Here is a 17,371-nt window from a genome sequence, read left to right as displayed (position 1 = left end):
CGTTGACAGCCTCCGCGACCGGCTCACTGGTGCTTCAGCGGCTTCATTTTATAGATCCAGCCGTCATACATTTCCCAAAGCTGGCCATTCACTAATTCAAGATTAACGGAGGGCTCAACAGTAACATCGTCTTCATCGTAAACATGCAAGACCTCAATAGAAGTTCTATTCAAGCCGAACCCGTAAAAGTTGCTCCAGCGATTGGTATCAACCTCTCCTTCATTCGGCAACGGGTAACAAGCCAATTCATAATATGGATTGGAAATAACAAGATCCCTGACCTGGAAAGTATCACGCTCAACAACGACTTGTTCTCCAAGACGGCCTTTGGCGGAAGACTCTGCTGTCAACCCTCCACCGTACTTAACCACCTCGAAGATTTCGTATCTGGAATACAGGCTATCCAAAGAATTCTCTGAACAAGATGACCTACCTTTATTGCCGTCAACAGCCAAACAATATTGCGAGAGCATGCACATAACGAGAACCAGAATATGTCTAAACATCGACGTTCGCAGGATTTTGGTAGCCCTCAGTATTCCAACGCCCCAAAGCGAGAAGAAACCGCCGATACGTGCGGACTCCGGTTCACCTGGAGCAAAGCACACGAATTTTCTCTCCACAACTGTAACTCCAAGGATTGCTGCCGCTTGGAGACTGAAATTTTCTGGCGCTGCCCGGCTCATACTCAAACCGGACAACGGGATAAAAAAGCGTTGGAATAACAGGATTGCGAGCGAATCAGATCTGAAACAGGTCGTTGCGATCTAAAGAAAAGCAGAGGTACTCTGGAAAGAAAAAAGGGACTGACAAGCATCCCGAGACCCATGAGCGTATAGATCACACGCAGGGTGTTGAAGGTTTTCATATCAGTTCCTTTGATGATTACGTCCCGGCCCGATAACGGCAAATTTCAGGGCCTAGGAATTATACGTGGATCCTGTTTCGTTGGAAGTCGCTCATTGAGCCCCTCTTTATTCGAACACAAGCCGTCTTCAAAACAACTCTTTCCACACCTCGAATTGGTAAGCTTGGCCCTTTTCAACCTGACAGGTAGAATGTCCACCACATGGAATGTCACTCAATGGACTGGAATGACAATGATTGCGTCTCGTACCTCGAAATCCCTGCTATTTTCTTCTTCCCTGACGATCCTGGTTGGCTGCGACACCATCACCAATTGGTATGCCACCGAGATGGTCCAACGCAATATGGACAACATGGTGTTGGTTGAGGGGGGGAGGTTCATGATGGGCAACCCCGGAGGATGGAGCGTACGCAAGGATACAGTCCCTGTGCATGAGGTTGAGTTGGATGATTTCTACATCCAAAAGTACGAAGTTACCCAAGAAGATTTTGAGATTTTTGTGGAAGCTTCAGGGCACGAAATCCAAGCACGCTTTTACGAAGACAAACGAAACGACTCCCCTGAACGATTCGCCCCTGAGCTTCCTGCTCCCGTCTCTTGGCATGATGCCAAAGCGTTCTGCCTATGGCTTGGAGAACAAGCCGATCGCGATGTGGACTTGCCCACAGAGGCGCAATGGGAGTATGCCGCTAAATCAAGGGGACAAACAGTTCGCTACGCAACCAGCGATGGCAGCTTGCATCCCGGACAAAATATCAATGAGGGTAGCACCCTATCCCGACCTGGCATTGACCAGGAGTTACCCAATTCTCCAGGCACATACCCGCCCAACCCACTGGGTTTATATGATATGTCCAGCAATGTTGGAGAATGGGTCAACGACTACTACTCCCCTGACTATTACCGGAGCTCAGAGAGAGTTAATCCCGAGGGACCGGAAGCAGGTAAGCTGGTCACAGTCGGCCCAGGTATCGAAGAGCCTGAAAGAGTCATGCGTGGGGGGCACTATCAGGATCTAACTGGCAGCACCACCGTTACTCGACGCCAAGTACCTGAATCAAGCGTGCCACTGAATGGCGGGTTTCGCTGCGCGGTGAACCAACTGGCCCCAAACGGCAAAGATTAAGAATACAGTCCGGTAAGCCACTGCTCCGCTTGTTCAGCCTTGGAAGACCTATAAAGAAACTTCAGGAACAGGCGGGTGTAGTTTTGCTTGAGATCGGTCAAATCACCCTTTGGGCCACCCTCTCGGCCCATACGACGAAGAATTTCCATAAATTCCCGGTGAGTTTTTACGGTACTCAAAACAGCAAAGGTCGCGGATGCCAACTGCTCAACGCTATTGTCATTCTCACTAAACGCCCTTGGTGCATTATTTGAAAACAAGTAAAGCACCTTAGCCTTCGCCTCTGGCGTGTAATTCACAACCTTTTCGTTTGTCATAACCCGGTTTGCAGCATTTACAGCTTCCCGATAATTTTCTTGGGCCGCTATCCAATAGTCTTTGAGCCGCTCCAAAGGCCAAGATACGAGATCAGCCAACTCATCACCACTGACTGCTTGGACACGCAACATCAAGGAGATCAGTGAGAATGCTTCACTGTCTATCCATTCCAGAAACCTGAAATCGGATTGCTCGAGAGACCAACGTATAAATTGGACGAGCTCCATAATCTGCGAGCCGTTGAGTTCGGCTGCGACGCCGCCACCGGCGCCTGGCCCCAGAACCAGATGCCCTTTTAATGACAGTACGAGCTTTCCTTCCGTCCACGTTACCCTATAGTCAAATCCAGCTCCAATCCCCGCAGAAAGTGCAAACTCCGGTTTCACCTCCAGCAGGGACTTAAAAGCCTGATCCGCCTCATTCCTATTTTCCTGATCTTGATCCGAAACGGGTTCGCCGTCGCCCTGTTCGCCTTGAACCTCTGCGTATGCCGCCTTCCACTTTACGCTGAAGGCCGCTTCGTTCTTCAGGGTGCCACCTGCGAACACCTCGCCGCCGGCGTCTCCGGTAATACCCACATTCCCGGGAGCCGTGGAGGCCTTCACGTTGGCAGCCAGAGACGCACATGCACCAGCAAAGCCCTGGATAGAGTATTCCGCATCAGCGCGCAGGTAGCCACAATGCAGGCGCACCAGTTCCCCTTTCTGGTCCTGGTATTCCAGTCGCAAGGGCGTGCCATCGGCATTGGGCAACTGGGCTTTGAGGGAAGCCTTGCCTTCCAGCAGACTATAGGCGCTTTCCATCTTGCCGCCCACGTGGACTTCTTCCTTCACCGGGTTGTAGGAACCAGATAACCCGGCTTGAGCGGCAAAACGGAACATCTGGGCCTCTGCACCCGCTGAGAATCGCCCGTCTTCCGTCGCAATCTCTTCCTTAAACAGCTCAATATTGAGCTGGTTGAAGAAATTGTCTTCCTTGCTCTTCCATTGAGCAATCTTGAGCTTTAGTTCCCGGTCCGCCCGCAAGGCATCACGGGCCTGTGAGCCTGCCTCCCGGAAGCGGCCGGCGGACATGGCTTGCTTTACGTCTGTCATAGTCAGTGGCTGCCAGCCCTGGCGGAATCGCTGCAGTGCCTCCCGATGAATGTAGCGGTATCCGGATTCGCTTGTGCGCTTGATTTCCACCACATTCCAGGCCCGGGTATCACCAACATTCGGGCTGGCAAATATGTCGTTTGTTGACGGTGGGCTGGTTTCAACCAAATAGCTCAGAGCCTGTTCTTGTTCCGTAATGAGATTTTCTTTCTCATCCTGGAGTTCACGGTAACGCTCGACTTCCGCCGTATCGACCAGGCTCCACAGGGATGGAGTCGGATCACTCCTGACAACGTAATCGGCGAACTCGCGCCACCAGGCGGGATCAGGCGTGGCTTCGATGTCTTTCAGCCGTTGCTGCCGTTGTACCAGCGCATTCATGTCCGAACTGGCAATGAATTCCGGCCAATGTGTGCGCGCCTTGAGTGTCTCGGTCTCATGAGCCAGCTGGGCGATTGTCTCGGCGTCCTGAGGGTCAGATGCCTGGGCAATCCGATAGGCAATTTCCGCCTCCAGCGCTGCCCGGAGAAACTGCAAGCGCTCATCCAGAGTTTCGTAGTTTTTTTGTTCGGAATTGACATTGCTCCTGCGCGCCTCCAACACGGTGTTGATATTGCGCAATGTCTCCTCCAGTTCGTGGGACAGAGTCCGGAAAATACGGATGGTCAGCAGGTCCTTGGGGTTGTTGCTGGCCTGCCGAGACATAGGTCTCAGAACCTCGCGCTGGACGTGTTCCAACTCCTGGCCAATACGCTCCCGTCGCCGTTGCTGACGATCCAGGCGCTGCTGTGCGTGCCGCCAGCGTGCCTTGTAGTCTTCCAGCAGTTCCCGAGCCGTGGTGCTTGAGGAGGTGGGCGGCAATGCGTCAAGATCCTTCAACGCCTGCCAGGCTTCCTCCTTGGCTGCGGGAATCCGATCCTCCGGCCCACCCTCTGCCTGTTGCAGATCATGCAAGGGCGCCTGCAAGGCTTCAACGGCCTTATCCAGCTCATTGCGTTGCCGTTCGGTCAGGGCATGCACCGAGCCTGTCTCGCCGGTAATGTGTACCAGCTCGACAAGCTCTACCTGGCAATCAGTGCAGGACGCCTCGGTGGAGCTTGTGTCGTCCGCGGACCGGGGCGGTGGAAGATCCTCTTCACTGGCTGAATCAATTGCCGGGATATCCAACATCCAACCGGCCTGAATCAGGTCTGGATCCTGAATAATGGGGTTTCGGGCCTGAATCTCCGATACCGAGACCTGATAGCGCTGGGCAATCTGTGACAGAGTATCTCCTGCCCGTACTTCATGCTGTTGGGACATAGTCCGGTTTCCTTATGCTTTCCATAGCGGTAAGCCTTTCACTGGCTGACCATTGCTCCTGCTTTAAAACTTCCTGGTACTGCGCATCTGCGGGGAAGGCATCACCGTGCCTGATGGCCAGCCGCAACCAACGCTCCTGGTCCGACACCGTGGTTACCCCTGACTCATGAGCTTCCAGCAAACAATTCAGAACCCAAACAGTGGGATCTTTGCACGCCGTCAGACTGCTTCCGTAATAGCTCGCAAAGCTCTCGGCCTGGGCAGCCATGCGGTAGCGGGAAACTTGTCGAAGCTGTTCCTCACTGACAGAGGTTAAGCTTTCTTCTATGGTTGTAGCACTATCTTTACCGGTCAGGGTTCGCCACACCAAGCCATCGTGCCAGAACCACTGTTCGCCTGGAGGCATAAACTGACGTAGCTGCACATCGCCCATGACACACAATAGCGGTCCAAGCATTCTGGGCTCGTAATATCGCAGCAGCTGCGCCCCCCCCGCCCCAAACAACCACTTTTGGCAGCGATCTCGCAGTTTTTGGGCATCCAATGGTGTCTCGATCATGACACCCAAAGATCGGGCCTCCATATCAATCGCGAGCTGCTGCATGAAAGTACCGCAGCTTCGCAAGTCAACTAGAATGGGACCACTGGACCAATCCGATTGCCATTCGGTGCCCTCAAACAGACTCCACCATTCGATGGGCTGGTTAGCCATAGCGCCGTAGAGTCGCTCCAAGAAATCGTGGGCAACGGCCAGGTCCATGATGGCGTATGAGGCTACCTCCGGTTTGTTACCTTGGGGGGCCGTATCCTCAAGCGTGGTTATGTAAAATGCAGCGTCCATGCTCATCGTACTCACATTTAGAGATAGCCAAGTTACCTGAATCCGCAGCTTCTTTTAGTAAGCCGGCTCTCGAGACATCGGGACTCGCGTCATGCCTCTGCTTCGTGCCAGCCAATACTGCGCCGTCCTTGATAGGCACAACATCTTCCGGTATTCGCTGCGGAGTGTCTGGAATCCGCGCCGAAGCCGCACTCCCACTCCCCGGCCCACCCCCGGAATTCATCTTCACCATCGGCCCTGAAACCGTCACGCCGCTGGGGTCCACTTTCACAAAACTGCCACCAGCCTTCAGTGTCACTTCAGCCCCAGCTTCGATGACGATTTTCATACCGGCTTTGTGGTGGATCTCGCTGCCGGCTTCGATGAGCTGGTTCTTGCCCTGTTTGCTGTGGTGACTGCCGTTGGCAGTGAGGCTGTAATCGCCGCCGATCTGTTCCCGGTGTTCGCCGTCGACGGTGGCGTGGTCGTTACCCTTAACATGAGAAAAGCGGTTATTCTCGACCGTTTGGTGGCTGTCGTTCTTGATGACTTCGGTGCGGTTGTTTTCCGTCAGCAGGTCCAAGTCTTTCTGGGCGTGGACGTAGATCTGTTCTTTATCTGCCTCGTCCTCGAATCTCAGTTCGTTGCTGCCCTCGCCTTTGTGGGTCTGGGTTTTGAGGGTGGTGCGTGTCTTGTGTTCCGGCAACGCGTACGGCGGCGTGTTGGTCGCGTGATAGGTTCTGCCGGTAATAATCGGCTGGTCCGGGTCGCCGTCCAGGAAGGAGACGATGACTTCGTGGCCGATTCGCGGCAGGGCCATGAAACCGTACTGGCCGCCGGCCCAGCCCTGGCTGACCCGCAGCCAGGCGCTGCTGTGTTCGTCGTTCTTTGAGTAGCGATCCCAGGGGAACCGCACTTTCACCCGGCCGTGTTCGTCGCAGTGGATCTCTTCGCCTTCCGGACCGGTGACGATGGCGATCTGCGGGCCGTCCATTCTGGGGCGGTGTTTGATTTGCGAGCGCCAGGTGCGGTCGGCGGGGATGGCGTTGAACTGATTGCTGTAACTGGTGGGCTCGGAACCGCCCTCTTCTTCCAGCGCCTGGGGCTGTTTGCCGGTGTGGGTGATGCCGGTCAGCAGCCATTCCCGGTTCAGGTGATCACTGTCGTGGTCGGTCAGGGCCACTTTGGCGCCGGCGGTGAAGTCGGCGCGGTTGCTTTTACCACTGGCGGTGCTGGCGTCGTTTCTCAGGGCGTCCAGCCGGGCTTCGGTGAAGGGCTGGCCGCTGGCGTCCTGTTTGAAGCGACCGGGGTAGTCGTAGTGCTGATAGTCCTCGCGGTGCTGAACATCACCCGCGGCACTGTCGTGCATCAGGGCATAGGCCGGGTTCCTGAAGGTGTAATCCTTCATCGCCACGGCACTGGCGCGGACCCGCTCCTGATGGGCGAAACGGAACACGCAGGGGGTTTTGGTGCTGCTGCCGGCCTTGCCGTTGTAAGTCACGGATTCCAGTCTGGGGGCGTCGCCGTGGTGATCGGCGATGATCAGGGCCGGCTGTTCTTCGCCGTCTACCGAGCCGTGGTGGTAGCGGTAATGCCAGCCTTCCTCGGCGGCCAGCCTCTCTACGAAATCCAGGTCGCTTTCCCGGTGCTGGACGCAGTATTCCCGTTCTTCCGGGCGGCGTTTGAGATCGAACAAGGTATCGACGATGCCCCGCTCTTCCAGCAGGGTGCGCACGATGGCGTCGGTGGTTTGGGTCTGGAAGATGCGGCTGTTGTGCATCAGGCCCAGGCGCCACAGCGGGGGCTGGATGATGAGCTCGTAGCGGGTGCGGCGGTGGCCGGAATCACCGCGGGCGAATTCGTTGACCACACCGGTGAAACGCCGCAACGGCGCGCCGTCCTGCCAGACCACCAGGTCCACGGCCTGTTCCAGTACATCGGCTGCCGCGACCGACGGATCGGTGCTGGCCAGCGCCAGCTTGCCGTAAAACAGCTCGGAAAGGTTTTCGGTCAGCTCAAAACCGACAACGGAAAAGTGATCAGAGGAAAATTCGCCAATGGTGGCGGTAAACTGCAGTCCGCTTGCCTGGGGCATATCTTCAATCCTTGAAGGTATGGTGAAGTCCTGAATCGGACAGCTATCTGGCAACCCACTCCGTGGTTAACCCGTCCGATTTTCGATTGCAGGAAAACTACCAGCACTGGCTCTGAAAATCCAGTAACCAGTGCCGGAATTGAGGAGGATGTCCTCCCCGCGCCGGAGTTTACTCCGGCTTGTACAGGCGCTGGATGCTGGAGAAATCCAGCGCGCCGTTGCCCTGCCCGGCGTGAAGCTCGAACAGGTTGCGGGCCAGGGAGCCCATGGGGATGGCGGCGTGGTTTTTGACGGCGTTGTCAAAGGCGAGCCCAAGATCCTTGTTCATCAGGTTCACCAGGAAACCGCCCTCATAGCCACGGGATGCAGGAACGCCTTCCATCACACCTGGCCAGGGGTTGTACACGTTCAGTGCCCAGTTACCACCGGAGCTCTGCTTCATGATTTCGGACAGAACGGCAGGGTCCAGGCCGTTTTTCACGCCCAGCGCCAGCGCTTCACTGGTACCCGCCATCAGGATCGCCAGCATCATGTTGTTGCAGATTTTGGCCACCTGGCCGGAGCCGTGCTCACCGGCGAGGAAGATGTTTTTGCCCATGGCCTCGAGAATCGGCTTGGCCTTGTTGAAGGTCTCTTCCGCGCCGCCGCAGATGAACGTCAGGGTGCCGGCCTTGGCGCCGCCAACGCCACCGGACACAGGGGCATCGATGAACGGAATGTCGCGGGCTTTGGCTTCTTCGGCCACACCACGGGCGGTTTCCGGCGCAATGGTGGATGAATCAATCACCAGGGTACCTGCCGGCAAGTTGGCCAGCAGGCCATCGTCACCCAGGTACACCGTTTCCACGTGCTGACCGGCGGGCAGCATGGTAATCACGCATTCGGCACCCTTGGCCGCGGCGTGGGCGGTGTCTGCGGATTTCGCGCCTTCGGAAACCAGTGCTGCGACGGCGTCCTTCGACAGGTCAAACACGGTGACGTCATGTCCGGCCTTGACCAGGTTGCTGGCCATGGGGCCGCCCATGTTGCCCAGTCCGATGAAGGTAATTGTTGCCATATCTCTTCCCCTTTCTTGTTGTATTCAGTCAAACGGGCCGGCGCTTTATGCCGGCCTGCCTACTATCGAGTGAAAAAGTCGTCGATCCAGGCGCTGTCCATTTCCGCCACCGAGGCATAGCGCCAGCGGGGCTGTTGATCCTTGTCGATCAACAGCGCGCGGATGCCTTCGGCAAACTCGCCTTTTGTGAGGCAGTTGCGGGAGATCGTCAGCTCCTTGTCCAGAGCTTCCTTCAGGCTGTCGTGGCGAACGTTGTTCAGGTGTCGCCAGCACAGGGCCAGAGAGGTGGGCGATGCCGTTGCCAACGATTTGGTCGCCTTGGCCAGCCAGCCGTTGCCACCGGATAGCTCGTTCAGCTGGGCGATGACTTCTTCCAGCGTATCGGCATCCGTCACCCGGTTGATGTCATCGAAATGGTTGCGTACCGGCGATTCCGGTCGTGCATCGGCGCTTTGCTGTTCGAACTGCCTCAGCACGCTGCTGACCACGGCGTAACTGTCCTCGTTCTGCCAGTTCCGCTGTTTCAGGGCGTCCACCACCCCGGCTTTGAGATCGTGCCGAATGAAGCGGTCCGCCAACCCGACAAACAATGCGTCCGCGCCATTCATGCGGGCGCCGGTCAGGCCCAGGAACATCCCGGTTCGACCAGGCGTGCGGTTGAGGAACCAGCCCGCAGCCACATCCGGATACAGACCAATGCTGCTCTCGGGCATGGCCAGTTTGGAGCCTTCGGTGACTACCCGGTGGGACGCGCCCGCCATGATCCCCATACCGCCACCCATGACAATGCCATGGCCCCAGCACACAATGGGCTTGGGAAAGGTATGGATGAGGTAGTCCATTTCGTACTCTTCCTCGAAGAATGTGGCGCCCTCGCTCGCTCCTGCCCCGGCACCCTTGGGCTCGGTCATGCTGCGGTACAGGGCCACGATGTCGCCGCCGGCGCAAAATGCCTTGTCGCCCTCGGCTTCCAGCCACACCGCACAAATGCTGCTGTCTTCCGCCCAGCGCTTGAGCTGCGGCGTCAGCAACCGGATCATTTCCAGAGACAGGGAGTTGAGTGCCTTCGGCATGTTCAGCCGGGCCACGGCGATGTGACTGCCGTCGGCCGTGGGCCACTCTTCGAAAACCATCGCTTGACCAGTCATATCAACGGTTCTTCCATTCCGGTTTGCGCTTGTCCAGAAAGGCATTCACGCCTTCTTTCTGGTCCTCGGTGGAGAACAGCTCGATGAACAGCTCCCGTTCCATGCGCCAGCCATCATCATGGCTGCGGCCATCACGGGCACTCATCACCAGTGTCTTGCAACGGGCAGTGGAGGACGGGCTCTGTTTGCAGGCCATCTCTGCCAGTTCCAGGGCTTTCTCCAGACCCTGACCGGTGGGCACCACCTCTTCCACCAGTCCGATCTGCAGGGCCTTGTCCGCCTTGACCCGTTCGCCACACAGAATCATCCGCTTGGCCCAGCCTTCACCCACCAGCCAGGGCAGGTTCTGGGTGCCACCGGCGCAGGGCAACAGGCCAACACCGGCTTCCGGCAGCGCCATCTGAGCATGCTCTTCAGCAATGCGGATGTCACAGGCCATGGCACATTCAAGGCCGCCGCCCATGGCATAACCGTTCACTGCGGCAATGGATACACCACGGAATCCGGATAATGCCGCAAAGGCTTCACCAAACGCCTGGGCCATCTCATTGGCACGGGCTATGTCGCCGTCGGCGAAGGACTTCAGGTCGGCGCCCGCGGAGAAGAACTTCTCCCCCTGACCAGTCACCACCAGGGCAAAAATGTCACGGTCTTCGTTCAGTTCACGGATGGTTGCCGTCAGCGCCGCCAGGGACTCTTTGGTCCAGGTATTCGCCGGCGGGTTGTTGATGGTCAGTACCGCAATGTGTCCGCGTTTCTCGAGCTGAATCAGATCGCTCATGGATCTCTCCTTATTAATTGGCTCCGCACCTTATTGAATAGCTCCCGCAACTCTTATTGGATCGCTTCCGCAACACCGTCATCTAGCAATCGGCGGGCGACAATCAGGCGCATGATTTCGTTGGTGCCTTCCAGAATCTGGTGTACCCGCAGGTCCCTCAGGTAACGCTCCAGCGGATATTCACGAATATAGCCGTAGCCGCCGTGCAGTTGCAGGGCATCGTTCACCACATCGAAACAGGCGTCGGTGGCGAACCGCTTGGCCATGGCACAGTGCAGCGTCGCTTCGGGATCACCGCTGTCCAGCTTGAAAGCCCCCAGGCGTACCATCTGCCGTGCCGCCACCAGGTTGGTGCCCATATCGGCCAGTTTGAATTGCAGGGCCTGGAACGCCGCCAGGGGTTTGCCGAACTGCTCGCGCTCATGCATGTAGTTGCGGGCCCGCAGCAGTGCCGCCTGGGCGCCGCCCAGCGAGCAGGTGGCAATGTTCAGGCGACCGCCATCAAGACCTTTCATAGCAATGGCAAACCCATCACCTTCGTTCCCGACCCGGTTGCTGGCAGGGATGCGAACGTTCTCAAGGCTGATCATGCGGGTGGGCTGACTGTGCCAGCCCATTTTCTCTTCGTTCTTACCGTAGGAAATGCCGTCGGCATCGGCGGGAATCACAAAGGTGGAAATCCCCTTGTAGCCGGAGTCCGGTGCACCCGTGCGGGCCATCAATACCAGGATATCGGTGGCGCCGGCGCCGGAAATAAACACCTTGCTGCCGCTGATGACATAGCTGTCACCATCCCGCACCGCCTTGGTCCGCAGGCTGGCCGCGTCGGAGCCGGCGCCGGGTTCGGTCAGGCAGTAGGAGGCCAGCCACTCGCCACTGGCGAGTTTCGGCACAATTTCCTGCTTCAGGTCATCCGAGGCAAAACTGGCCACCATCCAGGTCGCCATGTTGTGGATGGTGATAAAGGCCGCCGTGGAGGGACAGGCCGCGGCCAGCTCCTCCACGATTACCGAGGTATCCAGTCTTGAGAGGCCCATGCCACCCAGGGCTTCCGGGGTGTACATACCCATAAAACCCATTTCGCCAGCTTCTTTCAGCACGTCTTTCGGAAAGATGTGCTCGTCGTCCCACTGGGCCGCGTGGGGCGCCATGGATTTCTCCGCGAACGCCCGGGCCGCTTCACGGAACGCCAGTTGGTCTTCGGTCAGGTTAAAGTCCATCGTTGTTCTCCACTTCCCCACTTTCCAGTCTGAGAGGCCCTCCGGTCTGGAGGGCCGGCAGCATCATTAACGCAACTGGATAGAGAAGTTGGCTTCCGTAGTAGATGTCGCCTCTTTGGAGAACCAGCGGGAAGTCACGGTCTTGGTCTCGGTATAGAAACGCACCGCCTGCTTGCCGTAGGCATGCTGATCACCGTAGAACGAGCCTTTCCAGCCGGTGAAGGAGAAGAACGGCAGGGGTACCGGAATGGGAATGTTCACACCCACCTGGCCCACATCGATCTCGTGCTGGAAGCGACGGGCGCACCCACCGGAATTGGTAAAGATGGACACACCATTGCCGTACGGGCTGTTGTTGATCAGCTCGATGGCTTCACCCAGGCTGTCCAGTTCGACACAGGAGAGCACCGGCCCGAAGATTTCCTCGTTGTAGATGTCCATGTCCGGGGTCACGCCGGAGAACAGTGTCGGGCCAACCCAGTTACCATCGGGCAGACCGTCAACGCTGCAGCCACGGCCATCCAGCTGTAGCTTGGCGCCCTGGGCTTCACCGGTGGCGATCAGGGATTCAATGCGATCCTTGGCCTTGGCGCTGATGACCGGGCCGAAGCTGGCACCGGAATCGTTCCAGGCGCCCGGACGAGCCTTCGCCATGGCCTCCTTCAGTTCCGGAATCCACTCCTGCGCTTCGCCCACGAACACCGCCACGGAAATCGCCATGCAACGCTGCCCGGCCGCGCCAACGGAGGCGCCCACCAGGGCATTGATCACCTGCTGCTTGTCGGCATCCGGCAGGATCACCATGTGGTTCTTGGCGCCGGCGAAGCTCTGGACACGCTTCATATTGCGGGTACCGGTTTCGTAGATGTATCGACCGACCGGCACGGAACCGACGAAGGACACTGCCCTGATGGCCGGATCGGTCAGCAGTACGTCGACCTGTTCCTTGCCACCGTGGACCACCTGCAGGACGCCCTTGGGCGCGCCGGCTTCCTCAAACAGTTCAGCCAGGCGCATCGGTGTCATCGGGTCCTGCTCGGACGGCTTCAGAATAAAGGTGTTACCGCAGGCAATGGCCATCGGGAACATCCACAGCGGGATCATGGCGGGGAAGTTGAACGGGGTAATACCGGCGCACACGCCCAGCGGCTGGATCCAGGAGTGGGTATCCACTTCACGCGCCACGTTCTCGACGGTCTCGCCCATCATCATGGAAGCCACGTTGGCAGCGTGCTCAACCACTTCAATGCCACGCCAGACATCACCCTTGGCATCGTCAAAGGTCTTGCCGGTTTCCTTAGACAGGATTTCGGCAATTTCATCGTGGTGCTCTTTCAGCAGCGCCTGGTAGCGCAACATGACCCGGGCACGCTCGGATACTGGCACTTCTTTCCAGGTCTTGAACATTTCACCGGCGCTGTCGATGGCCTTACGCATTTCCGTGTCGGTCGTGCACGGGGCCTTGGCGATCACTTCGTTGGTGGCAGGATCAGTGACATCAATCCATTCACTGGCCTGGCTCTGAACAAATTCACCTGCAAGATACAGCGGTACGTTCTTCATCGTATATTCCCTGCTTGTTGTTGTACGGGTGGGAGCCGCCCGACCTACAGGTGGACGACCATGTTTTAATTGATGCTAGCACAGGAATTCAGACTGCACCGATTGACTAAATTTCGTTCGTGATGGATTATCTTTCGATCACGCACCAATAAATCGGCACGCCCATGACTCAGACCTCCCAGTGGCCGGTACCGGCAGACAGCATCCGTTATGTGGTTCCCGCGCCAATCATACGACTATTGTCTACCTACCCACTCACCCGGGACCTGTACCCGCTGGCTTTTGGCCACTATCGGCGGGCCACGGGGCATCACATGCACCGGGAGCACCACCACGACAATCTTTTGATTTACTGCACCGAAGGCCAGGCCTTCCTCAATGTCGAGGGAGAAGCCTATACCGTGGAAGCTGGCGACCTGTTGTTACTACCCGCCGGCGCGTCCCACCGCTACACCGCTGACCCGGACAATCCATGGACCATTCACTGGGTACACTACACCGGGCCACTGGCAGAGGATTTCCGTCATTACATGGGATTCGATAACACCCGGATACGACACCTGGGCCGCCAGCCACGACTGCTGGTGGACTTCAACGGCTTGCTGTCCGTGCGGCAAACAGGGTTTCGCACCCGGGGCCTGATCCACGCGGCCAACCGACTCCGCCAGTTACTGGCTGCCGTGCCACTGAATGCCGACGAAACCAGTCATGAACGCAAGACGGAGCTGGATACCATTCACAGCTATATGAGGGAGCACCTGGACGAGCGGGTATCACTGGAGCAGTTGGCCGACCTTGCAGGCCTGTCTCCGGCCCACTTTGCCACACGCTACCGGGAACAGACCGGCACCTCCCCCATCCAGCACTTCCTGCATTTGAAAGTGGAGCGAGCCTGCCAGATGCTGGACACCACCAGCCTGAGCTTTGCCGATATCAGCCGGCGCCTGGGATATGACGATTCCTATTATTTCTCGAGACTGTTCAAAAAAGTCATGGGGCAGTCCCCGAGAGACTACCGGCACACCAGCCGGCACTGAAGGCCGGAGCCCTGACACCGTGCGATTCAGGCCAAGGTTCGGTCCGCCTTCAACTACGACTTTTGTTGTAGACTCCGGAACGATAGGCTAGTGTCCATTGACAATAGTTTGTCGGATTACGGCTTCCGCTAATCCGACCTACATTCATTATTCATTCGGCACCGATTCTTCGTAGGTCGGATTAGGCGAAGCCGTAATCCGACAGCAACCTTTTATAAGAAAGAGCGATCCCATGGCCATGTATACCATTGAAATAGATGAAACCTTCGACGTACCCCGTAACCGGGTTTTTGCACTATTCGCCGACCACGGCCGCTTCGGCAAACTGCTGGGCGCACCGGTCAAGCGCATCCAGGACAGCGACCAGGCCGACCCCAACGGCACCGGTTCCGTTCGCAAAATCGGCATTGGCCCATTGAGCCTGGAAGAGACCGTGATCGGCTTTGAGCCGGACTCACTGATTGAATACACCATCACCAGCATGAGCCCAATCCGCAACCACATGGGGCGCATCCGCTTTGAGGATGTCGGTGAAGGCGGAACCCGGGTGAACTACACCATCACCTTCGAGGACATCGTGCCATTTACAGGGAAAGTGGTGAGTGCCGCACTCGAACAGGGTATCCGAAAAGGTATCAAGCGCGTCCCCAAACTGGCATAACCACGCGCTCTGGCGGCCGGCCACAGCCGGCCGTAGGTAGTTTCCGCATTGTCATTTCAGGCCTCCCCTTCCATCACCACTACCCTTCCCCCTCAAACCATGTGTACAGTTGTACACACAATAGAGCGCGGCCAGGAAGGCCCGTAACAAAAAAGCACCCATAGGGTTCCATTTTTTGTTTGTTTCTCTGATAAGGAGGCTCAACTATGAGCATCAACACAAATCGTTTGATTGGATTGACCCAGGAACGGGCGATAGAACTGAAAACCGGCGTCACTGACCTGCACGTTGGCTGGCAGAACGAATACAGCCAGCAGGAACAGAAGGACCCCGTGGGACACATTCACAGGGCGCCAGTGGTAACCTGGAAAAAAGACGACGTGACTTATCAGTTCGTCCCCAGGCTGGCATTCCGGGTCAACGTGACCGAAACACAGTGGATCAGACGGGTTCTTGGAATGACCGACGATCCCGCCTACATCGTCGACAAGGAAGAGCTCACCACGGCCATTGAGCACCAGTTGCTGAGCCGGGGCCGGGAAAACCTCAAGCAGAGGGAAGCCGCCGAAGCGTAATTCCAGGTGGCACACAAAGGGGGACAGCAGGATGATGCTGTCCCCCTTTTCATCAGTTCCCGCCGTCCTTGCTCCTCTACAAGAAAGCTGTAACCCGATCCGTTTGTTGGGTAGAATCCGACCCTTTCCGAACGATCAATGAGGCAGTGCAATGGGCAGAGCCTATCAAAACCGCAAAGATTCCATGGCCAAGACGGCCGCCGCAAAAACCAAGGTCTATAGCAAATACGGGCGCGAGATCTACATGTCGGCCAAGTCCGGCGGCACCGACCCGGACGGCAACCTGTCCCTGCGTGGGCTGATCGACCGTGCCAAGAAAGACCAGGTGCCGTCACACGTCATTGACAAGGCGCTCGAAAAAGCAAAGGGTGGCGCCGGTGAAGACTATTCCCCGGCCCGCTACGAAGGTTACGGCCCCGGCAATTGCATGGTGATTGTGGATTGTCTTACCGACAATCCGAACCGCACCTTCGGTGATGTTCGCCTCGCGTTCACCAAGACCAAATGCAAAATCGGCACCCCTGGCGCCGTTGCCCACATGTTCGACCACTGCGCCATCTTCGCCTTTAACGGCGACGACGAGGAAGCAGTGCTGGAAGCGCTGATGGACGCCGATGTGGACGTCACGGACATCGAGAACGAAAACGGCCTGATCACCGTGTTCACCCCCAACACTGAATACGCCAAGGCCAGACAGGCGCTGGTGGATACCATCGAGGGCATTGATTTCGAGGTGGACGAAATCCAGTTCCTGCCCAAGACCTCCACACCGGTGGAAGGTGATGATGTGGCGATGTTCGAGAAGTTCTACGACATGCTGAATGACCTGGACGATGTCCAGAACATTTATCACAACGCGGAATTGCCCGAGTAAACACAGGGCCACAAAAAAGCCCCGCTGATCTCACGAGCAGCGGGGCTTTTTTATGTCTGGCCGGTTATCGCGGGGTTGCGAACACCTGGGTCCAGTAGTTTTCGTAATCGGCGCCATTGGCGTCCACCCGATCAACCGCAAATTGGCTGAACCGGGAATCCATGATGTTACGACAGTGTCCCGGGCTGTCCAGCCACGCCTGAACAACGGTATCCACATCGTCATAGCCAGCGGCAATATTCTCACCGACAACCGACCACTCGTAACCCGTTGCCGTCACCCTGGCACCCACACGCAGACCGTCGGAACCTGTGTGGCTGAAGAAATTGTGCTCGGCCATGTCATTACTGTGATGGGTGGCAGCGCCTTCAATCGGGCAGTTGTATGCCAACGGCTCGGCAGCGGAAAATTGCTCTGAACCACAGCTTCGGGCCGAAGCACGGGCGGCATTCACCTTGTTGAGCATGTCAGCCTGGTACTGGTCCACTTCGCATCCGGCGATCACTACGGTCTCGGGGTTTCCGGTCTGGGTTTCCTGAGAAGTTTCCGAGTTATTGGCCACCGCTGAAGATCGGCCGCTGTCCGAGGAGCTGCTTCCGCCGCCCCCTCCGCCACAGGCTGTCAGGAACACCGCAGAGATCAAAAACACAGAAGTCGTCAAATAACCGTTCATGCATCACCACAATTCGCGTCAATAATATGGTGAATATACAGAAGAGAATCTGCGGCGTATGTGACAAATCCACGAAAACTACAACACATTACAAAGGCTTACTGCGCGGATATATACACGCCCAACCCGCTTACACATGGCACAATAAGACAAGAGCAG

The 17,371-nt window shown here is 57.1% G+C and carries 15 protein-coding genes; 5 read left to right on the top strand and 10 right to left on the bottom strand.

Annotated elements, in window-relative coordinates; all coding sequences use genetic code 11:
* Positions 1 to 23: 23 nt before the first annotated feature.
* Entirely contained in the window at positions 24 to 686 is a 663-nt protein-coding gene (locus ACJO5Y_RS16050; protein WP_406988615.1) for a hypothetical protein, read from the bottom strand.
* Between the two features lie 372 nt (positions 687 to 1,058).
* Between ACJO5Y_RS16050 and ACJO5Y_RS16045 the strand changes: the two genes are divergently transcribed.
* On the top strand, positions 1,059 to 1,994 hold the full coding sequence (locus ACJO5Y_RS16045; RefSeq protein WP_406988614.1) for a formylglycine-generating enzyme family protein: 936 nt from the start codon (positions 1,059 to 1,061) through the stop codon (positions 1,992 to 1,994).
* On the opposite strand, the gene ACJO5Y_RS16040 is transcribed toward ACJO5Y_RS16045, so the two are convergent.
* From ACJO5Y_RS16040 to ACJO5Y_RS16005, 8 genes are all read right to left on the bottom strand, one after another.
* On the bottom strand, positions 1,991 to 4,708 hold the full coding sequence (locus ACJO5Y_RS16040) for a LysM peptidoglycan-binding domain-containing protein (RefSeq protein WP_406988612.1): 2,718 nt from the start codon (positions 4,706 to 4,708) through the stop codon (positions 1,991 to 1,993). The genes ACJO5Y_RS16045 and ACJO5Y_RS16040 overlap by 4 nt on opposite strands.
* Positions 4,692 to 5,555, bottom strand: coding sequence for a DUF4123 domain-containing protein (locus tag ACJO5Y_RS16035; protein ID WP_406988611.1), 864 nt, complete (start codon positions 5,553 to 5,555; stop codon positions 4,692 to 4,694). The genes ACJO5Y_RS16040 and ACJO5Y_RS16035 overlap by 17 nt, the downstream gene beginning before the upstream one ends.
* Positions 5,518 to 7,623: a type VI secretion system Vgr family protein gene (locus ACJO5Y_RS16030; protein WP_406988610.1), complete on the bottom strand. Its 2,106-nt coding sequence runs from the start codon at positions 7,621 to 7,623 to the stop codon at positions 5,518 to 5,520. Before ACJO5Y_RS16030 ends, ACJO5Y_RS16035 begins: the two co-directional genes overlap by 38 nt.
* Positions 7,624 to 7,792: 169 nt before the next feature.
* Positions 7,793 to 8,680 carry a 3-hydroxyisobutyrate dehydrogenase gene (mmsB, locus tag ACJO5Y_RS16025; protein WP_406988608.1) on the bottom strand — a complete coding sequence of 296 codons (888 nt, stop codon included), beginning with the start codon at positions 8,678 to 8,680 and terminating at the stop codon, positions 7,793 to 7,795.
* Positions 8,681 to 8,742: 62 nt separating this feature from the next.
* Positions 8,743 to 9,828 carry an enoyl-CoA hydratase/isomerase family protein gene (locus ACJO5Y_RS16020; RefSeq protein WP_406988606.1) on the bottom strand — a complete coding sequence of 362 codons (1,086 nt, stop codon included), beginning with the start codon at positions 9,826 to 9,828 and terminating at the stop codon, positions 8,743 to 8,745.
* A gap of 1 nt (position 9,829) precedes the next feature.
* Positions 9,830 to 10,609, bottom strand: coding sequence for an enoyl-CoA hydratase (locus ACJO5Y_RS16015; protein ID WP_406988605.1), 780 nt, complete (start codon positions 10,607 to 10,609; stop codon positions 9,830 to 9,832).
* A gap of 53 nt (positions 10,610 to 10,662) precedes the next feature.
* Positions 10,663 to 11,829, bottom strand: coding sequence for an acyl-CoA dehydrogenase family protein (locus ACJO5Y_RS16010; RefSeq protein WP_406988603.1), 1,167 nt, complete (start codon positions 11,827 to 11,829; stop codon positions 10,663 to 10,665).
* A gap of 66 nt (positions 11,830 to 11,895) precedes the next feature.
* On the bottom strand, positions 11,896 to 13,392 hold the full coding sequence (locus ACJO5Y_RS16005; protein ID WP_406988602.1) for a CoA-acylating methylmalonate-semialdehyde dehydrogenase: 1,497 nt from the start codon (positions 13,390 to 13,392) through the stop codon (positions 11,896 to 11,898).
* 164 nt (positions 13,393 to 13,556) lie between these two features.
* Here ACJO5Y_RS16005 and ACJO5Y_RS16000 point away from each other — a divergent pair, with 164 nt between their 5' ends.
* From ACJO5Y_RS16000 to ACJO5Y_RS15985, 4 genes are all read left to right on the top strand, one after another.
* Positions 13,557 to 14,429 (top strand): AraC family transcriptional regulator, encoded by an 873-nt coding sequence (locus ACJO5Y_RS16000; RefSeq protein WP_406988600.1) that lies wholly within the window; start codon positions 13,557 to 13,559, stop codon positions 14,427 to 14,429.
* Positions 14,430 to 14,661: 232 nt separating this feature from the next.
* The gene (locus ACJO5Y_RS15995) at positions 14,662 to 15,090 is read left to right on the top strand and encodes an SRPBCC family protein (protein WP_406988598.1); all 429 of its coding nucleotides are present in this window, start codon (positions 14,662 to 14,664) and stop codon (positions 15,088 to 15,090) included.
* 206 nt (positions 15,091 to 15,296) lie between these two features.
* The gene (locus tag ACJO5Y_RS15990) at positions 15,297 to 15,665 is read left to right on the top strand and encodes a hypothetical protein (protein WP_406988596.1); all 369 of its coding nucleotides are present in this window, start codon (positions 15,297 to 15,299) and stop codon (positions 15,663 to 15,665) included.
* Between the two features lie 151 nt (positions 15,666 to 15,816).
* Positions 15,817 to 16,539, top strand: a complete 723-nt coding sequence (locus ACJO5Y_RS15985; RefSeq protein WP_406988595.1) for a YebC/PmpR family DNA-binding transcriptional regulator — start codon at positions 15,817 to 15,819, stop codon at positions 16,537 to 16,539.
* A 64-nt stretch (positions 16,540 to 16,603) separates the two neighbouring features.
* Here ACJO5Y_RS15985 and ACJO5Y_RS15980 read toward each other — a convergent pair whose 3' ends face one another.
* Entirely contained in the window at positions 16,604 to 17,212 is a 609-nt protein-coding gene (locus ACJO5Y_RS15980; protein ID WP_406988593.1) for a CAP domain-containing protein, read from the bottom strand.
* Positions 17,213 to 17,371: the final 159 nt, after the last annotated feature.

The organism is Marinobacter alkalisoli (genome assembly GCF_045449855.1).
GTDB lineage: Bacteria > Pseudomonadota > Gammaproteobacteria > Pseudomonadales > Oleiphilaceae > Marinobacter.
The sequence above is the reverse complement of the archived record's forward strand: the minus strand, read 5'-3'. Positions and strand labels throughout refer to the sequence as shown.

Coding starts and splice junctions, on each gene's coding strand:
- ACJO5Y_RS16050 (WP_406988615.1), bottom strand. CDS start 686: ATGAGCCGGGCAGCGCCAGAAAATTTCAGTCTCCAAGCGGCAGCAATC.
- ACJO5Y_RS16045 (WP_406988614.1), top strand. CDS start 1,059: ATGTCCACCACATGGAATGTCACTCAATGGACTGGAATGACAATGATT.
- ACJO5Y_RS16040 (WP_406988612.1), bottom strand. CDS start 4,708: ATGTCCCAACAGCATGAAGTACGGGCAGGAGATACTCTGTCACAGATT.
- ACJO5Y_RS16035 (WP_406988611.1), bottom strand. CDS start 5,555: ATGAGCATGGACGCTGCATTTTACATAACCACGCTTGAGGATACGGCC.
- ACJO5Y_RS16030 (WP_406988610.1), bottom strand. CDS start 7,623: ATGCCCCAGGCAAGCGGACTGCAGTTTACCGCCACCATTGGCGAATTT.
- mmsB (WP_406988608.1), bottom strand. CDS start 8,680: ATGGCAACAATTACCTTCATCGGACTGGGCAACATGGGCGGCCCCATG.
- ACJO5Y_RS16020 (WP_406988606.1), bottom strand. CDS start 9,828: ATGACTGGTCAAGCGATGGTTTTCGAAGAGTGGCCCACGGCCGACGGC.
- ACJO5Y_RS16015 (WP_406988605.1), bottom strand. CDS start 10,609: ATGAGCGATCTGATTCAGCTCGAGAAACGCGGACACATTGCGGTACTG.
- ACJO5Y_RS16010 (WP_406988603.1), bottom strand. CDS start 11,829: ATGGACTTTAACCTGACCGAAGACCAACTGGCGTTCCGTGAAGCGGCC.
- ACJO5Y_RS16005 (WP_406988602.1), bottom strand. CDS start 13,392: ATGAAGAACGTACCGCTGTATCTTGCAGGTGAATTTGTTCAGAGCCAG.
- ACJO5Y_RS16000 (WP_406988600.1), top strand. CDS start 13,557: ATGACTCAGACCTCCCAGTGGCCGGTACCGGCAGACAGCATCCGTTAT.
- ACJO5Y_RS15995 (WP_406988598.1), top strand. CDS start 14,662: ATGGCCATGTATACCATTGAAATAGATGAAACCTTCGACGTACCCCGT.
- ACJO5Y_RS15990 (WP_406988596.1), top strand. CDS start 15,297: ATGAGCATCAACACAAATCGTTTGATTGGATTGACCCAGGAACGGGCG.
- ACJO5Y_RS15985 (WP_406988595.1), top strand. CDS start 15,817: ATGGGCAGAGCCTATCAAAACCGCAAAGATTCCATGGCCAAGACGGCC.
- ACJO5Y_RS15980 (WP_406988593.1), bottom strand. CDS start 17,212: ATGAACGGTTATTTGACGACTTCTGTGTTTTTGATCTCTGCGGTGTTC.